We start from the raw sequence: 19,663 nt of genomic DNA on the forward strand, positions 1-19,663 counted from the left end.
GCGGTCAGCGCTTGGGTGCTACCCGGGACCGTACCAGCGCCCGCTCACGCTCCACCCGCTGCAGAATCGTGTTCCAGTCGGTCACACTGGGCACGCTTTCCAGCTGGGCCGTCACGGGCTGATTGAGATCGATCTGCCCGTCGAACACCAGCAGCGCCGACTGGACCTCGCGTTGCTTCAGTCGGTACTCGCCGAACCCTGGCGTGAGCGGCACGATGTCCAGCGGACGGAAATCCCGACCGGTGTTGGAGATGATGAATTCCTGCGGGGAGAAGCGGGTCTCGCCCTGCTCGAGCGCGAAAAAGCTCACGTACCAGATGGAGTACGACGGGAGGCGATTGCGCTCCTTCACCGCCAGCAGCGCCTGCGCCTTGCTGGCCTGCAGCTCTCGCAGTGATCGGTAGGAATCGGGAGAGAGCAACCGGATGAATCGCTCGTCCAGCGGAATGGCGCGGATCTGCAGGCCGTTTGCGGGCGACGACTTGAGCGCGATGTCGTCCTGCCGCAGCGTGCCGTACCCGGCAGGCACCCAGTTCGGATCGAGCGTGTCTCCGGAGACGCCCGCCTGACCGGCGGGCGGCACCTGCGCCGCCGCGGGCCCGGCACTCGCACAGGCCGAGAGCGCCACGCAGGCCAGCAGTGCCAGAGCGGGCCGCCGTACGGGGTGGGTCATGGCGCCTCCTTCCAGTGTGGCATGGCGAGCAACGCCATGAGCGCGGACGCCAGGTCGTCGCGCCCCTGTCCGGTCTGCGCACTGAAGGGCACGATCTGATCGGGATCGAGCCCGAGCTGCCGCGCCAGCTCCTGAATGCGCGGGGCCACCTCGGCGCGCCGCAACTTGTCCACCTTGGTCACGGCGAAGATGGTGGGCACCCCCAGCTCCGCCAGGAAGTCGAGCATGACCATGTCGTCGTCCGTGGGATCGTGGCGCACATCGAGCAGTTGCACCACGCCCCACAGCTTCGGGCTGTCGGTCAGGTACCCTTCAATGAGCGGGCGCCATTCGGCCTTGCGTTCCTTGCTGATGCGCGCGTAGCCGTACCCCGGCAGGTCGGCCAGGACGAACTGCCGGTTCACGTCGAAGAAATGGATCTCGCGGGTGCGCCCCGGCGTGTTGCTCACGCGCGCGAAAGCCTTGCGCTTCATGAGCTTGTTCAGCAGCGACGACTTGCCCACGTTGGAGCGCCCCACGAAGGCTACTTCGGGATACGAGGGATCCGGGCGCCATCCGTCGCGCTTCGACATGGGCCCCAGGTATTCGAGGTGCCGGATCACCAGAGGATCGGCCGCTGCTCCCGTGGCGGGCGCCGCGTCCTCGCTCATGCCACGACCTCGTCGCCCGTCGCCATGATTACGCGCTCCTCGTGCAGGGCCGGGACCGCCCCCCGCAGGGCGAGGGTGAGCACCTCATCCATGGACTTCACCGGGTGCCAGATGACGCCGTTGCGCACGTCCTCCGGCAGCTCCGCCAGATCCTTGTTGTTGCCGGCCGGCACGATCACATGCGCGATGCGGTGCCGGTGCGCCGCCACCCCCTTCTCCCGCACGCCGCCAATGGGCAGGACCCGCCCGCGCAACGTGATCTCGCCCGTCATGGCGACATCGCCACGCACGGGAATCCCCGTGAGCGCGCTCGTCAGTGCCGTAGCCAGCGCAATCCCCGCCGACGGGCCGTCCTTGGGTGTGGCACCCGCCGGCAGATGCACGTGGATGTCGCGCGTACGATGGAAATCGGGGGAGAGTCCCAGCGCTCCCGCTCGCCCGCGCACAAAGCTCAGCGCCGCTGCGGCCGACTCCTTGATGACATCGCCCAGCGTGCCGGTAAGCTGCAGCCGGCCGCGGCCGGGAACCACGCTCACTTCGATCTCCAGCAGTTCACCCCCCGTGCTCGTGTACGCGAGGCCGCTGGCCACGCCGACCTGATCACGCAGTTCCAGGTCGTCGTCGCCATGCTGCGGCGTGCCCAGCATCTCCCGAAGCTGCGCGCTGGTGATCTTTACCGTACCACGGCCGTTCCAGTCGCGACGCGCCAGCTTGCGTGCGAGACGGGCAATACGGCGTTCGAGATCGCGCACCCCGGCTTCGCGGGTGTACTGCCGGATGATCGTCGGCAGCACGTCGTCGGCAAGCGCGACCCGCTCGGCCGGGACGCCATTCGCCACCAGCTGCTTGGGCACCAAGAACCGCTTCGCAATCGCCAGCTTCTCCTGCTCGAGGTAGCCGGGCAGGCGAATGATCTCCATGCGATCCCGCAGCGCCTCGGGGATGCTGGACAGCGAGTTCGCGGTGGTCACGAAGAGCACCTGCGACAGGTCGTAGTCCACCTCGAGGAAGTGATCGTTGAACGCGTGGTTCTGTTCCGGATCGAGCACCTCGAGCAGCGCCGCGGCCGGGTCACCCCGCCAGTCGGCGCCCAGCTTGTCGATTTCGTCCAGCAGGATGACCGGATTCACGCTCTCCGCGCGGCGCATGGCCTGCAGGATACGCCCAGGCATGGACCCGATGTACGTGCGGCGATGGCCGCGGATCTCTGCCTCGTCGCGCACACCGCCGAGGGCCATGCGTACGAACTTGCGGCCGAGCGCGTGCGCGATGGACCGCCCCAGCGACGTCTTGCCTACGCCGGGCGGCCCGACGAGGCAGAGGATGGGCCCGGCGAGTTTCCCGACACGCGCCAAGACGGCGATGTGGTCGAGGATGCGTTCCTTGACTTCGGTGAGACCATGGTGGTCTCCCTCGAGTGAGGCCTGCGCCTGCGCCAGGTCGGTCGTGTCGACCGTGCGTACTTCCCAGGGAAGCGCCAGGACCCAATCGAGCCACCCGCGCGCCACGGCCGCATCCGGGCTGGTCGGGGAGCTGCGCTTCAGTCGGCGCAGCTCGCGCTGCGCGCGCGCGGCCACGGCTTCGGGAAGTCCCCGTGCCGCCAGCTGCCGCGCCAGCTCCTCGAACTCGTCCCCTTCCTCCTGCCCGAGCTCCTTGTGAATGGCGCGGAGCTGCTCCTGGAGGAAGAACTCGCGCTGGTTCTGGAAGAGCGATCCGCGGACCTGGTCGTCGATCTTCCGCTCGAGCTTGAGCAGTTCGAGTTCGGCGCCCAGCATCTCCACCAGCTGTCCGGCCAGGTCGGCGAGACTGCCGGCCCCCAGCAGCGCCTGACGCTGCTCAATGGGAATCTGCAGATGCGCCGCAATACCGTAGGCAATGCGTTCTTCGTCATCGAGACCCTGCAGCAGCCCGATCACTTCAGGCGGCAACCGGCGCTGCAGCCCCGTGTACTCCTCAAACAGGGCCAGCGCGTGGCGAATGCGCGCGTGCGTGGTCTCGCCGCCAGTCCGGCTGGCGCTCCGGCTCTTCTTGAGCGGCATGGCCTCCACGCGCGCCTCGAGCATGGTGCCGGCCTTGAGCCCCTTGGTGCGGGTCATGGCCTTGACCGAGCTGTAGCGCGTCACCTTGACCCGTTCGAACCCATCGACCAGGATGCGGGTGGTGCCGTTGGCCACGCGGGAGGCCTGCTGCACGCGTGCGCGCACGCCAATGCGATACAGGTCGCTGCCCGCGGGCACGTTCACGTCGGCGTTGCGCTGGGTAACCAGCAGGAGTTCCCGATTCCCCTCGAGCGCCGCGGTCACGGCCGCGAGCGAGGCGTCGCGCCCGATCAGGAGGGGCATGGCCACGTGGGGGAACAACACCACGTCGCGAAGCGGAAGGACCGGCAGCTTGGGGCCGCCGGTCCTCGAAGTGCGTTGCGTGCTCAGGCTTCCTTCTTCTGCCGCTTGGGCGCGATTTCGAGGAGGGGCGGGGCGCCGCTCGAGACGGCGTTTTCGGTCACCCGGACCTCCACGACGTCGTCGCGTGTCGGCAGTTCGAACATGGTGTCGAGGAGCGTTTCCTCGAGGATGGCGCGCAGTCCACGGGCACCCGTGCCGCGCTTCAGGGCCTTCTGGGCCACGGCGCGCAGCGCCGTCTCCTCGAAGGTGATCTTCACGTCTTCGAGATCGAAGAGACGCTGGTACTGCTTGGTGAGGGCGTTCTTGGGCTCCTTGAGGATGCTGACCAGCGCCTCCTCGTCGAGCGCCTCCAGGGGTACGCACACCGGCAGGCGGCCCACCAGTTCGGGGATGATGCCGAAGCGCAGCAGGTCGTCGGGCTCGACTTCCGCAAAGGGCGTCTTGGGGGTGGTCTGCTTGATGGACACCACCTTGCTGTCGCCCTTCTTGCTGTCGAAGCCCAACTGGCGCTTGCCCGTCCGTGACTCGATGATCTTCTCGAGCCCGTCGAACGCGCCACCGCAGATGAACAGGATGTCCTTGGTGTTGATCTGGATGTATTCCTGCTGCGGATGCTTGCGACCGCCCTGCGGCGGCACGCTGGCCACGGTGCCCTCGAGGATCTTGAGCAGCGCCTGCTGCACGCCTTCGCCCGACACGTCGCGCGTGATGCTCGGGTTCTCCGACTTGCGCGCGATCTTGTCGATCTCGTCGATGTACACGATGCCGCGCTCGCACTCGGCCACGTTGAAGTCGCCGGCCTGCAGCAGCCGCACCAGAATGTTCTCCACGTCCTCACCCACGTACCCCGCCTCGGTGAGCGTGGTGGCGTCGGCAATGGTGAACGGTACGTCGAGGATGCGCGCCAGCGTCTGCGCGAGCAGCGTCTTGCCGGTGCCGGTGGGGCCGATGAGCAGAATGTTCGACTTGTCCAGCTCGACGTCGTCTTCCCGCGCCGTGCCCGCGGCATTGATGCGCTTGTAGTGGTTGTACACCGCCACCGACAGCGCCTTCTTGGCCTGCTCCTGCCCGATCACGTACTGATCGAGGATGTTCTTGATTTCACGCGGGGTGGGCACCTGCGTGATCGATTCGGCAACCTCGCGCTCCTCGTCCTCTGCCAGAATCTCGTTGCAGAGGGCGATGCACTCGTTGCAGATGTACACCGACGGGCCCGAAATGAACTTCCGGACGGCGTCCTTGGACTTTCCGCAGAAAGAGCAGCGCAGATGCTTGTCGTGGGACATAACGATCCGGTACGGTGGGCAAGTCGGGGACGAAATCCCCGCCCGGCAGAGAAAAACAGTGCGCGGCGGCCAGCGCCGCACAACTGAGAGAGTTAACCCCCTGAGACAGGCAGGGTCAAGCGAAACGCCGTGGTGGGAAGTGTCGGCACCCTCCCGCGAAATCCCAACCGGCGCCAACTTCCAGCAGAATCCGCCGGACAGCAGGCGGCTGGACCGCTTCCCCCGCTGATACCCCCGTTCCCGTCACAGGTACCCACGCGCCCATGTGGCCCTTCGAAGGCTTCCTGTTCGTTCACATCGCCTGCGGGGCGGTGGGGCTGGTCCTGTTCTGGATCCCCACACTCGGGCGCAAGGGAAGCCAGACCCACCGGAAGGTGGGGCACTGGTACGCCCGTCTGATGCTGGTCACGGCCAGCATGGCGATCGGCATGTCCATCACCACCCTGCTCGATCCGCTCACCACGCACCCCAAGCAGGTCGCGCTCGCCTGGCCGCAGTCCCGTATCGAGGGGATCTTCGGCTGGATGATGCTGTACCTCGCCATCCTCACCATCCAGCTCGTCTGGCACGGCGTGGCGACGATTCGCAACAAGAAGGATCACCCGGCCAACCGGCACCCGCTGAATGTGGCGCTCAACGTGCTCACGATCGTGGCGGCACTCTACTGCGCCTATCGCGGATGGCTCATCGACGAAGGACTCATGGAGGCGTTCGCCATCGTGGGGGTGGCCTCGGGGCTCACGAACCTCTGGTTCATCTACAGCGCCGCGCCCAGCCGGATCCTGTACCAGCTGGAGCACGTAAAGGCCATCGTGGGGTCGGGAATCTCCGTGTACACGGCGTTCATGGCCTTCGGCTTCGTGCGCCTCAATCCCGGTCACGCACTCAATCCCAAAATGTGGGCCATTCCGCTGGCCGTGGGGCTGGTCATCATCATCTACCATCAGGCGCGCATCCGGCTGGCCTTCTACCGCACGCGACGGGGCCCAGGGGCATCACAGCCTGCCGGAGCGGAGGCGTGACGGGCACCGCCACGCTCTGGCGTCCCCCCGCCCCAACCCCCCGGCCACCGGTCCCGTCGCTGCTGCGCCTCCTCTGGCGCCGCGAGAAGGACCTGCTGAGCCTCCTCCCCGACCTCGCCTATCGCGAGATGATCACGCCGCTCGGCTACACGCGGCGGGGGATTCTGCTCGTCAACGACCCGGTCTGGGTGTCGCGCATCCTCACCGATCACGACACCTTCCCCAAGAACGACCTGTTCGTGGAAGCGCTCGAGGATCTGGTGGGCAACTCCATGTTCGTCACGAGCGGCGACACCTGGCGCCGACAGCGCAAAATGGTGGATCCGGCGTTCTCGCACATGCGGATCAACCGGGCCTTCGAGTTCATGGCGGCCGCCGTGGACGATTACGAGCAGCGCCTCACGGCGCAGGCCCGCAGTGGGGAGACCTTCTCCCTCGACGCGGCCATGAGCCACCTCACCGCCGACGTCATCACGCGCACGATCTTCTCCGTCCCGCTGGAAGGGCAGACCTCACACGACGTGTTCGAGGACTTCATGCGCTTCGAACGACAGGTGGGGAGCATCGACATCAAGCGCCTGCTCTGGGACAAGCCGTGGTCGCCGGTCACGCAGCCCGAACCGGTGCGGCAGGCATGCGCCCGCATTCGCATGCACCTGGGGACCATGCTGGATGCGCGTCTGCAGCACCCCGAGTACGACGACATTGCCGGGGCCATTCTGGAGGCGCGCGACAGCGACACCGGCGCCCCGTTCACGCGCGAAGAGCTCATCGACCAGCTCGGCGTGTTCTTTCTCGCCGGCCACGAAACCACAGCCAGTTCGCTCACCTGGGCGTTCTTCATCCTGTCCCAGCGCCCCGACGTGGTCGCGCGCATTCGTGACGAGGTGCACGCCGTGGCGGGCGACGGCCCGGTGCTGCTCGAGCACACGAAGCGATTGCCCTACGTGCGCAACTTCTTCCGCGAGGTGCTGCGACTCTATCCGCCCATCACCTTCCTGCCGCGCGTGGCGGGCAAGGACACGGAGATTGCGGGGCGACGGGTGCCGCGGGGAACCATGCTCATGATTGCGCCCTGGTCGATTCACCGCCACGTGACGCTGTGGAAGGATCCGGCGCTGTTCGATCCCGACCGGTTTCTCCCCGAGCGCGAGGCCGAGCAGGTGCCCGGCAGCTACCTGCCATTCGGCGCCGGACCGCGCATCTGCGTGGGGGCGGCGTTCGCCACCATCGAGACGGCGCTCATCATTGCGCGGCTGGTGCGGCGCTTCGATTTCGAGGCGCTGCAGCCGGAGACGGTGCGGCCCTACGCGCGGCTCACCACGCGGCCGGCGGTGGAGATCATGATGCGGGTGCGTTCGCAGGCCCTGGAGACGCGCTGACACGGAGCTCGCCGAGGTCGGTAAGGGCACGGAGAAGCGCGAAACCCATGGGAAGGCAAAAAGAGGAAGGGCCGGTTGCTGGCCCTTCCTCTTCCTGTTCGTTGGCAGTGCTCCGTGACCTCACCAGCCTCCGCGAGCTCCGTGTGAACGCGTTCCCAAGGAGCCGGAGGCGCCCACCTCACTTGGCGGCGACAAGCTCCGCCTGGTGCTGAATGACGTTGTCCACCAGACCATACACGCGAGCGTCTTCGGCGCTCATGAAGCGATCGCGGTCGGTGTCGCGCTCGATCTGCTCGATCGGGCGGCCGGAGTGCTTGGCCATGAGTTCGTTCATCTTGCTGCGGAGATAGAGGATCTCCTTGGCCTGGATTTCGATGTCCGAGGCCGAGCCGCCGCCGCCGTTCTGTGACGGCTGGTGGATCATGATGCGGCTGTGCGGCAGCGCGCTGCGGTGGCCGGCCGCGCCGGCGCAGAGCAGGAACGCGCCCATCGAGGCGGCCATGCCCATGCACGTGGTGTGCACCGGCGCCTTGATGAACTGCATGGTGTCGTACATCGCCAAGCCGGCGGAAACGGACCCGCCCGGCGAGTTGATGTACAGGTGGATGGGCTTCTCGGGGTTGTCGGCCTCGAGAAAGAGCATCTGCGCGATGATGATGTTCGCGACGTCGTCGTTGATCGGCGACCCCAGGAACACGATGCGGTCCATCAACAGGCGCGAGAAGATGTCATACGTGCGCTCGCCACGGCTCGAGCGCTCGATGATGTACGGCATGTAGATCGATGCCATCACGTTCTCCATTCAGGTGACTACAAGACGGCGGCTCACGCCGTCGTCACGGGATTCTTCTCGAGCAGCCAGGTGAACACCTTCTCCTCGGTGATCTCGCGCTCGATCTCCTGCAGGCGCCCCTGCTTCTGGAGCTGCGCGTACACCTGACCGGGATCGGCGTTCCGCGCCTTCGCCAACTCTTCCACGCGCGCGTCGACCTCGGAGGCGCTGGCGGCGATCGACTCACGCTCGGCGATCGTATCCACGATCAGGTCGCGACGCACCTGATTCTCCGCCATCGGATAGAACTCCTTGGCGAACGTCTGCTTCTGCGCGTCGGGGACCCCGTACATCTGCATGTACCCCTCGACGAGCTGCATGACCCACGCCTTGGGCACATCGAACGGGTTGGTGTCCACGATCTGCCGGATGAGCTGCCCACGCACGTCGGCCTCGGCCTCGCGGCGCGCATGCTCGCCCATGTCGGTCCGCACCGTCGAACGCAGCGCGTCGACGGTGTCGAAGTCTCCGACCTCGCGGGCGAACGCATCGTCGAGTGCCGGCAGCGCCTTGCGCTTGACGTCCTTGACCACCACGCGCACGACCTTGGAGACGCCGCGCTGCGTCTCATCCGGGAAGTCGTCGGGCCAGCGCACCGACTTCTCTGCCGTGGCGCCCGGCGCGGTTTCCATGATGAGCTCCTCGATGCCGGCGATCGCCTGACCGCCCCCCAGCACGAGCCGGTACTCCTTCCCCTCGGGCAGCGATCCGTCGGCCTCGGCGGTGGAGAGCAGGACGGTGACCATGTCCCCATCGGCCGCCTTATCCTCCACCGGCGACCACTCCGCCTTCTGTTCACGCAAGCGCTCGATCTGCTCTTCGACGAGTTCGTCGCTCACGGCTGATTCGGTCCGCGTGAGCGTGTACCCCTCGAGCTTCTCCAGCGTCAGTTCCGGGCGCACTTCGCAGTGCAGCTCGAACTCCAGCGGCTGTCCCGGAACGGCCTTGAGATCGTGCACATGCGGTTGGGCCGCCAGCTTCAAGCCCTCTCGCTCAATGGCCTCGCGGAACGCCTCGTTGATCACGAGTTCGATGGCTTCCTGGCGCACCGCCTCGGGGAACTTCTTGCGCACCATGGACGGCGGAGCCTTGCCCGGGCGGAAGCCCGGAAGGCGGACCTGCGTCGCGTACTTGCGCGCCGCCTGGTCCTCATAGGAGGCCACGGTATCGGCCGGCACCGTGATCTGCAGGCGCCGGGAGACGCCAGCGGTCTCGGTCGGAGTGATGGTGATGTTCATCCTGGAAAATCTAGCTTGGGATTCGGGGAGACTGGAGGGGGAGACCCGAGAATTGAGCCGGAGAGTTGAGACGCACAGGGCGAGAATTGAGCCCGGATCGCAGTGAGGTGGAGGGTTCTAGCGGTGAGAGTTGAGGACCGACGCTCAGTGCTCACCGCTCACCCGCGCAACTCTCACCGCGATCCGGGCTCATGTCTCCGCCTCAGCCTCTCAACTCCGCCAGCTGGCCCTGACGTCTCAGTGCTCAGGCGGGTGGGGTCAGACCGGCGCCAGCGTCGGCGCCGGCTCTTTCGCTCCCTTGCGCGCCGGGGCGCCCCCGATCAACTCCGCCACGATCTTGCCCGAGGCGATGACCCCGGGGAGGCCGGCACCCGGGTGCGTGCCCGCGCCACAGAAGTACAGGTTGGGGATGTCCTTGCTCTGGTTGTGCGGCCGCATGTACGCCGACTGTGTCAGCACCGGCTGCGGACCGAAGGCACTCCCCAGGTAGCTGTTGAGCGTGTTCTCGAAGTACCGCGGATCGATGCGCCGTTCGGTGACAATGTGCTGCTGCAGGTCGGGGAGATACCGATCCTCAAGATACTGCATGATCTTGTCGCGATAGCGCTGCCCGACCGCTTCCCAGTCGGTGCCGCTGCCCAGATGCGGCACCGGCGAGAGCACGTACCAGCAGTCGTGCCCCGGCGGCGCAAGCGAGGGATCGGTGGCGGTGGGGCGGTGCAGGTACAGCGAGAAGTCGTCGGACAGGATCTTGCGCTCGAAAATGTCCTCGAGCAGCGCCTTGTAGCGCGGACCCATGATGATCTCGTGGTGCGCCGTGCCGGGGTACTGCTTGTTGGTGCCGAAGTAGATCACGAACAGCGACATGGAGTGCTGCAGCTTCTCCACCTTGCGATTCGGCACACTGGGGCGCTTCTCGGGCGCGATGAGCGTGCGATAGGCCTGCACCAGATCGCCGTTGCACACCACGGCGTCCGCGCGCAGCTGCTGCCCGTTCTTGAGGCGCACACCCGTGGTGCGGCGGTTGTCGCCCACGAGGATTTCATCCACCTCGCTGTTGAGCCGCAGCTCGCCGCCCAGGTCTTCGAAGGCCTGGATGAGCGCGCGCACGAGTGCGCCCGTGCCGCCCATGGCGAAGAGCACCCCCCACTGCTGCTCGAGCTTGTGGATGAGCGCATACACGCTCGATGAGCGATACGGATTGCCACCCACGAGCAGCGGGTGGAACGAGAAGACCTGCCGCAGCCGCTCGTCCTTGATGTACTTCTCGGCGAATCCGGCCACGGAGCGGTCGGCGCGCGTACGCACGAGATCGGGGATTGCCGACACCATGGAGCCGATGGTGAGGAACGGCTTGTCAATGAGCGGCATGCCGACGTTGAAAATCTCCCACGACTTTTCGCGGAAGCGGCGGTAGCCCTCCACGTCGCTGGGCGAAAAGGCCTCGACCTGACGGAAGATGTCGTCCTTGCTGCCGTTGTAGTGGAAGACGCTGCCGTCCTCGAACCGGATGTTGTAGAACGGATCGAGCAGGACGAGCTTGATATAGTCTTCGGTCCTGCGGCCGGTCAGGGCGAACAGCTCGTCGAGCACCCACGGTGCCGTGACGATGGTCGGGCCCCCATCGAACGTGAACCCGTCCTGCTCGAACACGTATGCGCGGCCACCCGGTTTGTCGAGCTTCTCGACGATGGTGACCTCGTGTCCCTGGGCCTGCAGACGGATTGCGGCGGCGATGCCGCCGAAGCCACTGCCAATGACGACGATGCGCATGGATCGGAAAGCTGGAGGATCGGGACGCCGCTGATGCGTGTTCAGCGACGCAGCAGGACGGCAATGTGCCAGAGGTGAATGACCATGGCCGACAGCATGGCAATGGCGAACCCCTCGGGCGACGGGTCAGGACGCCGGTGGAAGATCATGGCTGCAACGAGCGAACCCCCCGCTCCGAGAAACGACACGATCCGGGCAACATTGGGCTTCCCCAATGCGGAGTCGGGCGTGCGCCGCTGCCAGATCACCAACACCAGCGCCTCGAACACGATGAGAACGAGGATGCCGATCGGCAGGGCATCAGAGTCGAAAATGGGAACGAGGCGATCCATGTCGCAGTCGAGTAGGCTAACGCGGCAGCGGCGCGCGGTGTGCCCGGGAAACCCCTATGGCTGCGGCCGCCTTGCGTCAAATGTAGGGGAAAAGGAAACGGCCGGGCGGGTGGCCCGGCCGTTTCGCCCTTCGGGAGTGTGGGGAGCCTCGGTCAGCGCGTACCGAGCGCGCCATCGCGAGCCGGCTGCAGCGGGGTGGTCCCCAGACTCGTCAGCGGCGCCGGATCATTGCGCAGCGCCGCCCAGAGCGGGATGACCATGGCGATGGTGCCGAGTACGCCGGCCGGCACCATGTCCCAGCGGAAACAGATCGCGATGGGCAGCAGGCCGTTGATGGCGTACAAGGCGATCGGCAGGCGGTGCGGTGCCACCTTGGCCACCCACTCCGACGGCGGCACGAAGGCAAGCATGACCCGCGCCACCAGGATACCGGTGAGCAGCCACCCGAGCCAATTGGTGATGGGCATGCCGAAGAAGATGGGATTGCCGATCCACTGCTCGAACTGCGAGCGGTTGGACAGGTCCCCGATCTCCCAGAACCAGTGGTTCGTCTTCGCCATGGCCGGGTCCATGGACACGTCCCACAGCGTGAGCACCACGCCGCCCACCAGTGACCACCACCACTTGGAGACGTTGTCGTCCGTCCCCTTGAGGAAGCGGCCGCAAATCGCGAGCGACGCGACGAGCATGTAGAACCACGACGTCGGGATGTTGAACGGCACCTTGCCGCCGATCTTGTATCCCAATTGGCTGCTGTACTCGTACGCGCCGAACGGATAATCCCACCGCGTGCCCACGTACTCCGACGTGAGCGCCAGGATGAAGGCCACGAGGAAGGTGATCACCGCTTTGCGCGTCCCCACGGCCCACGCGAGGAAGGCGAGGCCGGAGATGGCTCCCAGCGTGACCGTGGTGGCGCCGCCGTAGGTGAAGCCCATGGCCATCACCTTCTGGTTCTGCGGCGTCTGCAACCACTCCGGATATGGGGGCAGCAGGAACGTGGCAAAGGCGAACGCGGAAAACGCACTGAAAAACAGATGCCCCAGCAGGGTGATCGACGCGATCTTGAAGAGCGTCGACTTCGTACTGTCCTGTTGGTCTGTGTACAGGGTCATGCGAACTGCACCTCAGGCAAGACGGACAAGTGCATCGGCGTTGGACGATGCCGTGTTGGGTTCCCACACGATGCGCGGGCCATGGCCCAGCGCGGACAGATCGGGCGTGGGGGCGCGGTACCGCCACGCGTTCCAGAGTATGCCCACGCGCGCGAGTCGACCAATGCGGGCTCGCGACGAGATGGTGTCGTATCCCTGGGCTTCGATGGCGGACAGGATGCCGGCGTAGCCCGTCGCGCAAGCAGCCGCGCACCGCTGGGCGTCGGCATCGAGCAGGGCAATGCCGGGCATGGCCGCCGCGTACAACGCGCGCGCCCGGCTGACCTCGAAGGCCATGAGCTTGGCCCACGACGCATGGCGCGCCAATGCGGGATCGCGCGCCAGCACATCCTGCGCCGTCAGCCCGAAGCGCGCCATATCCTCAGCCGGCAGGTAGCAGCGCCCGCGTCCCGCATCCTCACCCACATCCCGCAGGATGTTGGTGAGCTGCATGGCGGTACCCAGCGTGCGCGCATACTGGATGGCCTTGACCCGCATCGCCGGACCAGCCGGCACACCAAAGACGTAGGTGCACATCTCACCCACCGAACTCGCCACCCCTTCGCAATACTGCTCGAGCTCGGGCCACGTTTCGTATGTGTGCGCCTCGAGATCGCGACCCACGCCATCGAGCAGCTCGAAGAGGGGGGCGGGGGACACCTCGTACGCTCGCGTCACCCACGCCATTTCACGGAAGATGGGACCCGACGGGCGCCCATCGAGCGCGGCCTGCAACTGCTCACGGTACGCGTCGAGCTGCAGGCGCAGCGCCACGAGATTGCCGTGATCGGCCTGATCCACGAGGTCGTCGGCGACGCGGCAGAAGGCGTACAGCGCGTACGCCGCACGGCGCTTTTCCAATGGCAGCAGCTTGCTGGCCAGCGAGAAGGTGCGCGCATGCGCCATCGTGATGCGCGCGCACTCCGCCGCATCGGTGTGCGCATTGCTGCGCGTGGCGGGTGCGATCATGCCACCGAACTCGGAAGACGCCGAGGTTTCATCGAAGCGATGTCAGGCAGGGATGACGAAGATGGCACAGGCTGGCCCGGAAACCGCAGTGATCCCCGGCACGAGCTTAACGCAGGACGGGACAACGGGTTCCTGCCCCCCACGGGGGGCGAAAACGCGACGGCTCCGGGGATGATAATGAACCTGTGACCGCTTGGTCCAACTGTCAACTGATTCTTACAGCGCCAGTGTCACGGATAATTGACAGGGTGGCCGACAAAAGGGGGAGGAGCCGCGATGGCCCCTCCCCCCTTTACACGTCCCGCATGCCGGCGACTCAGGTGCGCATGTTGGGGTTGTTGTCACGCTCAACGAACGGAATCGGATAACAGGTGTCCGTTCCCGTGTTGCCGATGCCGGGCTTGAAGTACGGCTGTCCGGTCGCCGTCACGCCCGCCGTGGCCGCCGGGTCGCGGCGGAAGTCGGCCACGCGCTTGCCTTCGAGATAGAAGTCATAGCCGCGCTGCGTGAACAGCTCGCGCTTCACGCTCGCCGCGTCCTGCGGACCGCTGTAGGGCACCAGGCCGGCTGCCGCCCGGCGGGCGTTGATCAGCGTCAGCTGGGTGGTCACGTCCCCCGACGCCTCGGCCGCGATGTAGTCGGCTTCCAGCTTGCTCGCGAGGCGGATGGGCGCCGCATAGCCGGGGAACTTGAACTGCTGGTGGAAACCACCCGGCACGGGATCCTGGGGCTGCGCCGTGGGCGCGGGCGTACCGCCCTGCACACGGTACGGCACGCGCGGATCGTTCGTGCGCCAGAACGGGGCCACGCTGATCGACCCACGGTCGAAGCTGAAGAACCACAGGTCGTTCGACAGGCGGGCCCGGTTACCCGGGTCGTCGGTGTAGCGCATGGTGAACTCAAAGCCGGCCGGCACCGCCGCGGCATCCGCCGCCGCCCCGGCGTTGTCCCGGCGCTGCAGGCGCGCGCGAGCACGGCCTACGAGGGCCAGGTTCGCCAGCGACGCACCTTCCGCCGTTCCGTTGGCGCGCCCCACCTCGATGCCGCGGGTGAGCCAGAACGACGCCGAATCGAGCATCTGATTCGTGTTGAGTTCCGGCCCCGACGAGAAGCTGCCGGTGCAGAAATCGCTGGCCATCTGCAGCATGGCGAAGCCGCGGAACGTGGCCGCACGCGCCACGCTGATGTTGGTGTTCGGGTTCGGCAGCGCGAGGTCGAGCACCTGCTTGGCCGAGGCGATGGCGCGAGACAGCGGCGCCCACACGTCACCGTTGAGCGACCCGTTGAGTGGCGTGATGTTGCGAACGCCGAACTCGTTGCGCGTGGGGAACGTGTCGGACACGTTCGCCTCGCCGCTGAACCAGGCGCCGTACATCGCGAGCAGCCCGAACATGTCGACGAAATTCTGCTGCGCCGACAGCGCCAGGGTGTTGCCGCTCGACACCGGGTCCACCGTGGAGGCGTCGATGACGTTGGGATTGGTCACGGTGACGAACTCGTCACCGCAGGCGGTCGCGCCGAGGGCGAGTACCGCACCCGCCGCCGTGCGCGAAACCGCGCGGACGATCTTCTTCATGGGATGGTTGCGGTCAGAAGTTGAGATTGAAACGGAGCACCGAGCGGCGCGGCAGCGGCGCCGTGAGGAAGTCTTCGCGCGCGAAGGCACCCGTCTGCGCGTTCACTTCCGGATCGGCCCCCGAGAAGTCGCTCCACAGGCGCACGTTCTGGAACGCCAGCGTCACCGAGGCACCCTGCACGCGCTTGCCCAGCTTGTCCATCAGAAAGCGCGGCACATCGTACGTGGCGGACAGTTCGCGCAGGCGCACGAAGTCGCCACGCTCGATGTAGGGCTCGCGAGCGTCGTTCACCGGCACCGCCGACCCGTTGGCTTCCGACACGAACGGGCCGAACCGGCGCAGCCGCTCTTCGGCCGGCAGGGCCGTGGGGTCGAGGCGCAGGTTCGAACGCACCAGCTGCGTCTCGCGGAAGAAGCGCGTGTTGTTGTACACCACGAAGTCACGCTTCGCGTCCAGCAGCGCGGCGATGCGCAGATTCTTGAAGAGCGTCAGGGTGTTCGTGATGTTCCACTCGAGCGTCGGGAACAGGTTGCCCACCGGCTCGAGCGTATCGCTCACGACCACGCGGTTGGCCGCGGCGTCGACCGAGCGCACGCGCTTGGCCACCATCACGCCGAGCTGCTGCCCCTTGAGGGCGCGACCCACGCCACCAAGCGCGAAGGGCGAGATGCCACCGAGGCTCGTCAGCTCGTTGCGCAGCGTGTTGGCCGCACCACGCACATCCCAGCGCACGTTGCGCTTGTTCACCGCCGTCACGTTGACCGCGACTTCCACACCCTGGTTCAGCACCGAGCCGAGATTCGCCAGCGGGTTGGCGTTGAAGCCAAGCGACGGCGGAATCGGACGGGCGATGATCAGATCCTGCGTGGTCTTGCGGAAGAACGTGACTTCCGTCGACACCTTGTTGTCGAAGAAGCCGGCATCGAGCCCCGCTTCGAACTCCGTACCCCGCTCGGGCTTGAGGTCGGCGTTGCCGGGGTTGCCGAGCACGGCACCGGCGAGCGTCGTGCCGGTGATGTTGTACGACGCCGCGGCCAGCGTGGTGAGCGCGTCACCCGGGTTCGGCGAGCGACCCGTGGTGCCGTACGCGGCGCGGAGACGCAGCGTGTTCACGAAGCGGGTCAGGGGGGAGAAGAACCCTTCTTCGCTGATCGCCCACGAACCGCCGATCTTGGGGAGCACGAAGCTCGGCGCCTGGTCACCGAACGACGAGTTGCGGTCGATGCGCACACCCACCTGCAGGAAGCGCTTGTTCTGGTTGCCGATCTGCAGCTGGCCGAGGTAGCCGTACTGACGCTGCTCCGTGAAGCCGCCACCGCCCGTGGTCTGCGACGCCGAGCCGATCGAGTTGTTCGCGTTGGTCACGAAGCCGATGCCGGTGGCGTTCAGATTCGTGTTGCGGGTCGAGATGACCTGGAGGCCGAACGAGAGGTTCGTTTCCCAGTCGCTCCCCCACTGCTTCTTCATGTTGCCCAGGTAGTCGAACGTGTAGCGCTCGGCGCCGCGCGACGTTTGGGCGTTGCTGCCACCGTCGGTCAGACCGCCATACCAGAGGCTGTCGTTGCGCGGGAAGAAGCTGGTCTGCAGGTCGTTCGCGAAGTCGAGACCGCCGGTGAACCGGTTGGTGAACCAGTCGGTGGGCGCGTAGTTGGCCGTGATGCTCGACGTGACGCGCTTGGAGAGCAGCTGGCGATACACCGAGTTGATGGCGTTGAACTGGCGGTTGGAGAACCAGCCGTTGTTCGACAGCCCGGCGTTCGGCCCGTCATTGCGGGTGGCGGGGCTGCCCAGCAGGGCGCCGCCGATCCAGCCGAAGATGTTGTTGTCGTTGTCCGGAAGGCGCGTGGCCGTTTGCACGAGGCCAAGACCGATGTCGAAGTTGAGCTTCGAGTTGGCGATATAGTTGGCGTTCGTGCGGAGGTTGTAGCGGTTGAAGCTTTCGTTGGGGAGCGTGCCCGACGAGTTGTCCGACCCGTAGTTGAGGGCAAAGCCGTAGTTCTGGCCGCCACCCCGGATGCCGTAGTTCACGAGCCGCTCCGTGCCGTCGCGGAAGGCGCCGACGCGCTCGAGCGGGTTGTCGCTCACCAAGTCACCAACCGCGCGACCGCGGCAGAGCGGGTTGGTGCTCGTGGGGGCCACGGTCGCCGCCGTGCAATTGGCGTAGTTGTCGGGGATGTCCCAGTACGACACGCTCGACGTGCCCTGCTCGGCGCGCAGCGTCTGCTGGAAGCTGCCCGAACCCGCCTTGCCCTTCTTGGTGATGATCTGGATCACGCCGGCTGAGGCGTCGGCACCGTAGAGCGTCGCCGCCGCGGGGCCCTTCACCACCTCGATGCTTTCGATTTCATCGGGGTTGAGGTCGTTGAAGCGGTCGTAGGCCTGCCCCGACTGCCCGGACCCGATGATGCCTTCGTTCACGCGCACGCCATCGATGAAGACAAGCGGCTGGTTCGACAGGTTGATCGAGGAAGCACCACGGATGCGGATCTGCGTGGCCGTGCCCTTCGTGCCCGACTGCGAGCTGAGCGCCACACCGGGCACGCGCGACTGCAGCAGGTTGGCCACGTTCGTGACGGGCGCGTCCTTGATGATGTCCGCCGCCGTAACGGAGGCGACGAGCGCCGACTGCGCCTTGCGCTCCTGGTTGCCGGCGGTGCCGGTCACGACCACTTCGGACAGGTTGATGGCCGACGTGGACATCTCGAAGTTGAGACTGGTCGTCGTGCCGGCGGTGACGGTGGCTGTCTGCGTGACCGACTTGTAGCCGATGCGCAGGGCGGCGACGCTGACGCTACCCGCCCGAACGTTCAGCAGGCGGTACTCACCATCCTTGTTGGTGGGAGCGGCCAGCATGGTTCCTACGAGAGAAATCCGAACATCCGAAATTGGCAGCTTGGTGGCGGCGTCGATCACCTTGCCGCTGATGGTACCGGTGGGCGCCTGCTGCGCGCCCAACGATCCCGCCAGGACCAGGGAGGTTACCGCTGCTGCCCAACGGGTAATGCTCAACCGATGGGACATCAACTTCTCCAGAGAGTGGAACAGAGGAGGAGGGCCCCGCAGCGAAACGGGCGGGGCGAGGAGGGGAACGCGCCGTGAGCGACGACGGGCCGGTTGGGGGGCCAGTCGCGCCGACACGGGACGAAGATAGATGCTAACCGATAAGTTCTCAAAGAGTAGACAGCGGGCGCGGATCGGCCCATCCAACGTCTGGCCTGGCAGGGCTGAATGGTGTGAGGCAACCGGCCACGGTTGCGTATGTTCCTGTGTCTGGAACGGCGGGGCCTCGATGGTGATGGCGCCTTGACGGGGGCTGGTACCGGGGTTCACGTTCGCGGATCCGGCAAGGTGTGTGGATCAGCCTGCCGGATGCTCCCCGCCGGGGGCAGCGTCGTGCCCAGTCCCGCCCCCCAGTCTCCACACAGGCTGCACTCCCCAGTGCCTGCTCGATGACGCCGTATCTCACATTTCTGCTCTATCTGACCGCCATTGTCGGCTTTGTCGGCCTGGCGCTGTCGTTGAACGCTCTGCTGGGCCCCAAACCGGCAGGCACGTCCACCAAGCTGGAGCCCTTCGAGTGCGGCGCCACGCCCGTGGATGTCATCAATGTGAAGGCCGTCCCCATCAAGTATTACGCGGTGGCCATCGCGTTCCTGCTGTTCGACCTCGAAACCATGTTCCTGTTCATCTGGGCCCTCGGAGCACGCCCGCTCTCCGGGTTCATGGTGTTCACGTTCTTCCTGTTTGCCGCACTGCTGGTGCTCTGCCTGCTGTACGTCTACAAGGCGCGCATCCTCGAAGCGGTGACGGAGTAGGCGATGTACGGCAAGCGACTTCCCATTCTCGACGGCACGGGTGCCGCGGCCTCCGCCGGCACGGGCGTCGAGGCGCACAGCAAGCCCGCCACCTTCGAGTACCTCACCACCCGCAAGGACGAACTGGTCGGCTGGGCGCGCAAGTTCTCGCTCTTTCCGTACCCCTTCGTCACGGCCTGCTGTGCCATGGAGTTCATGGCCGTCAGCGCATCCAATTACGACACGGACCGCTTCGGTGCCGCACTGCCGCGCTTCTCCCCGCGGCAGGCCGACCTGCTCATGGTCGTCGGTACCGTGACGCAGAAGCAGGCTCCCATTCTGCTCAAGGTCTACGAGCAGATGTGCGAACCCAAGTGGGTCATGGCCTTCGGCGTCTGCGCGAGCACGGGGGGCTTCTATCAGAACTACGCGTCGCTCCCCGGCATCGACCGCATCATTCCCGTGGACATCTACGTGCCGGGGTGTCCGCCTCGTCCCGAGATGGTCATCGACGGCATCATGCGCCTGCAGGAAAAGATCGCGCAGGGGCGACATCCCATCATCAACGACCGATTCTGA

16 protein-coding genes are annotated in these 19,663 nt (G+C 66.2%); 4 read left to right on the top strand and 12 right to left on the bottom strand.

The window, feature by feature from the left end; all coding sequences use genetic code 11:
• Positions 1-4 precede the first annotated feature (4 nt).
• From O9271_RS01710 to clpX, 4 genes are read right to left on the bottom strand one after another with little or no spacing between them, the layout of a single operon-like run.
• Complete coding sequence (locus O9271_RS01710; protein WP_298265597.1) at positions 5-673, bottom strand: hypothetical protein; 669 nt, start codon at positions 671-673, stop codon at positions 5-7.
• Positions 670-1,323, bottom strand: coding sequence for a ribosome biogenesis GTP-binding protein YihA/YsxC (gene yihA / locus O9271_RS01715; protein WP_298265599.1), 654 nt, complete (start codon positions 1,321-1,323; stop codon positions 670-672). Before yihA ends, O9271_RS01710 begins: the two co-directional genes overlap by 4 nt.
• Positions 1,320-3,752 (bottom strand): endopeptidase La, encoded by a 2,433-nt coding sequence (lon, locus tag O9271_RS01720; protein WP_298266280.1) that lies wholly within the window; start codon positions 3,750-3,752, stop codon positions 1,320-1,322. Before lon ends, yihA begins: the two co-directional genes overlap by 4 nt.
• Positions 3,749-5,011: an ATP-dependent Clp protease ATP-binding subunit ClpX gene (clpX, locus tag O9271_RS01725; protein WP_298265601.1), complete on the bottom strand. Its 1,263-nt coding sequence runs from the start codon at positions 5,009-5,011 to the stop codon at positions 3,749-3,751. The genes lon and clpX overlap by 4 nt, the downstream gene beginning before the upstream one ends.
• A 263-nt stretch (positions 5,012-5,274) precedes the next feature.
• On the opposite strand from clpX, the gene O9271_RS01730 reads away from it, so the two are divergent.
• Positions 5,275-6,033 carry a hypothetical protein gene (locus O9271_RS01730; protein ID WP_298265603.1) on the top strand — a complete coding sequence of 253 codons (759 nt, stop codon included), beginning with the start codon at positions 5,275-5,277 and terminating at the stop codon, positions 6,031-6,033.
• Positions 6,030-7,415, top strand: a complete 1,386-nt coding sequence (locus O9271_RS01735; RefSeq protein ID WP_298265604.1) for a cytochrome P450 — start codon at positions 6,030-6,032, stop codon at positions 7,413-7,415. The genes O9271_RS01730 and O9271_RS01735 overlap by 4 nt, the downstream gene beginning before the upstream one ends.
• 178 nt (positions 7,416-7,593) lie before the next feature.
• On the opposite strand, the gene O9271_RS01740 is transcribed toward O9271_RS01735, so the two are convergent.
• The 8 genes from O9271_RS01740 to O9271_RS01775 all read right to left on the bottom strand — a co-directional run bounded on the left by O9271_RS01740 (position 7,594) and on the right by O9271_RS01775 (position 18,311).
• Positions 7,594-8,205: an ATP-dependent Clp protease proteolytic subunit gene (locus O9271_RS01740; RefSeq protein ID WP_291260796.1), complete on the bottom strand. Its 612-nt coding sequence runs from the start codon at positions 8,203-8,205 to the stop codon at positions 7,594-7,596.
• Positions 8,206-8,240: 35 nt separating this feature from the next.
• Positions 8,241-9,485, bottom strand: coding sequence for a trigger factor (gene tig / locus O9271_RS01745; RefSeq protein ID WP_298265605.1), 1,245 nt, complete (start codon positions 9,483-9,485; stop codon positions 8,241-8,243).
• Positions 9,486-9,743: 258 nt separating this feature from the next.
• Positions 9,744-11,258, bottom strand: a complete 1,515-nt coding sequence (locus O9271_RS01750) for a phytoene desaturase (RefSeq protein WP_298265606.1) — start codon at positions 11,256-11,258, stop codon at positions 9,744-9,746.
• Between the two features lie 41 nt (positions 11,259-11,299).
• A complete protein-coding gene (locus O9271_RS01755) occupies positions 11,300-11,590 on the bottom strand; it encodes a hypothetical protein (RefSeq protein WP_298265607.1) in 291 nt (96 codons plus the stop codon).
• A 152-nt stretch (positions 11,591-11,742) separates the two neighbouring features.
• Positions 11,743-12,705 (bottom strand): carotenoid biosynthesis protein, encoded by a 963-nt coding sequence (locus tag O9271_RS01760; protein ID WP_298265608.1) that lies wholly within the window; start codon positions 12,703-12,705, stop codon positions 11,743-11,745.
• A 12-nt stretch (positions 12,706-12,717) separates the two neighbouring features.
• Positions 12,718-13,713, bottom strand: a complete 996-nt coding sequence (locus O9271_RS01765) for a phytoene/squalene synthase family protein (protein ID WP_298265609.1) — start codon at positions 13,711-13,713, stop codon at positions 12,718-12,720.
• A gap of 316 nt (positions 13,714-14,029) precedes the next feature.
• Positions 14,030-15,289, bottom strand: a complete 1,260-nt coding sequence (locus O9271_RS01770) for a hypothetical protein (RefSeq protein WP_298265611.1) — start codon at positions 15,287-15,289, stop codon at positions 14,030-14,032.
• A gap of 13 nt (positions 15,290-15,302) precedes the next feature.
• Positions 15,303-18,311: a SusC/RagA family TonB-linked outer membrane protein gene (locus O9271_RS01775; protein WP_298265613.1), complete on the bottom strand. Its 3,009-nt coding sequence runs from the start codon at positions 18,309-18,311 to the stop codon at positions 15,303-15,305.
• A 428-nt stretch (positions 18,312-18,739) separates the two neighbouring features.
• On the opposite strand from O9271_RS01775, the gene O9271_RS01780 reads away from it, so the two are divergent.
• A complete protein-coding gene (locus tag O9271_RS01780) occupies positions 18,740-19,105 on the top strand; it encodes an NADH-quinone oxidoreductase subunit A (RefSeq protein ID WP_291260804.1) in 366 nt (121 codons plus the stop codon).
• A gap of 3 nt (positions 19,106-19,108) precedes the next feature.
• Entirely contained in the window at positions 19,109-19,663 is a 555-nt protein-coding gene (nuoB, locus tag O9271_RS01785; protein WP_298265615.1) for an NADH-quinone oxidoreductase subunit NuoB, read from the top strand.

Source organism: Gemmatimonas sp. (genome assembly GCF_027531815.1).
Taxonomy (GTDB): Bacteria; Gemmatimonadota; Gemmatimonadetes; order Gemmatimonadales; family Gemmatimonadaceae; genus Gemmatimonas.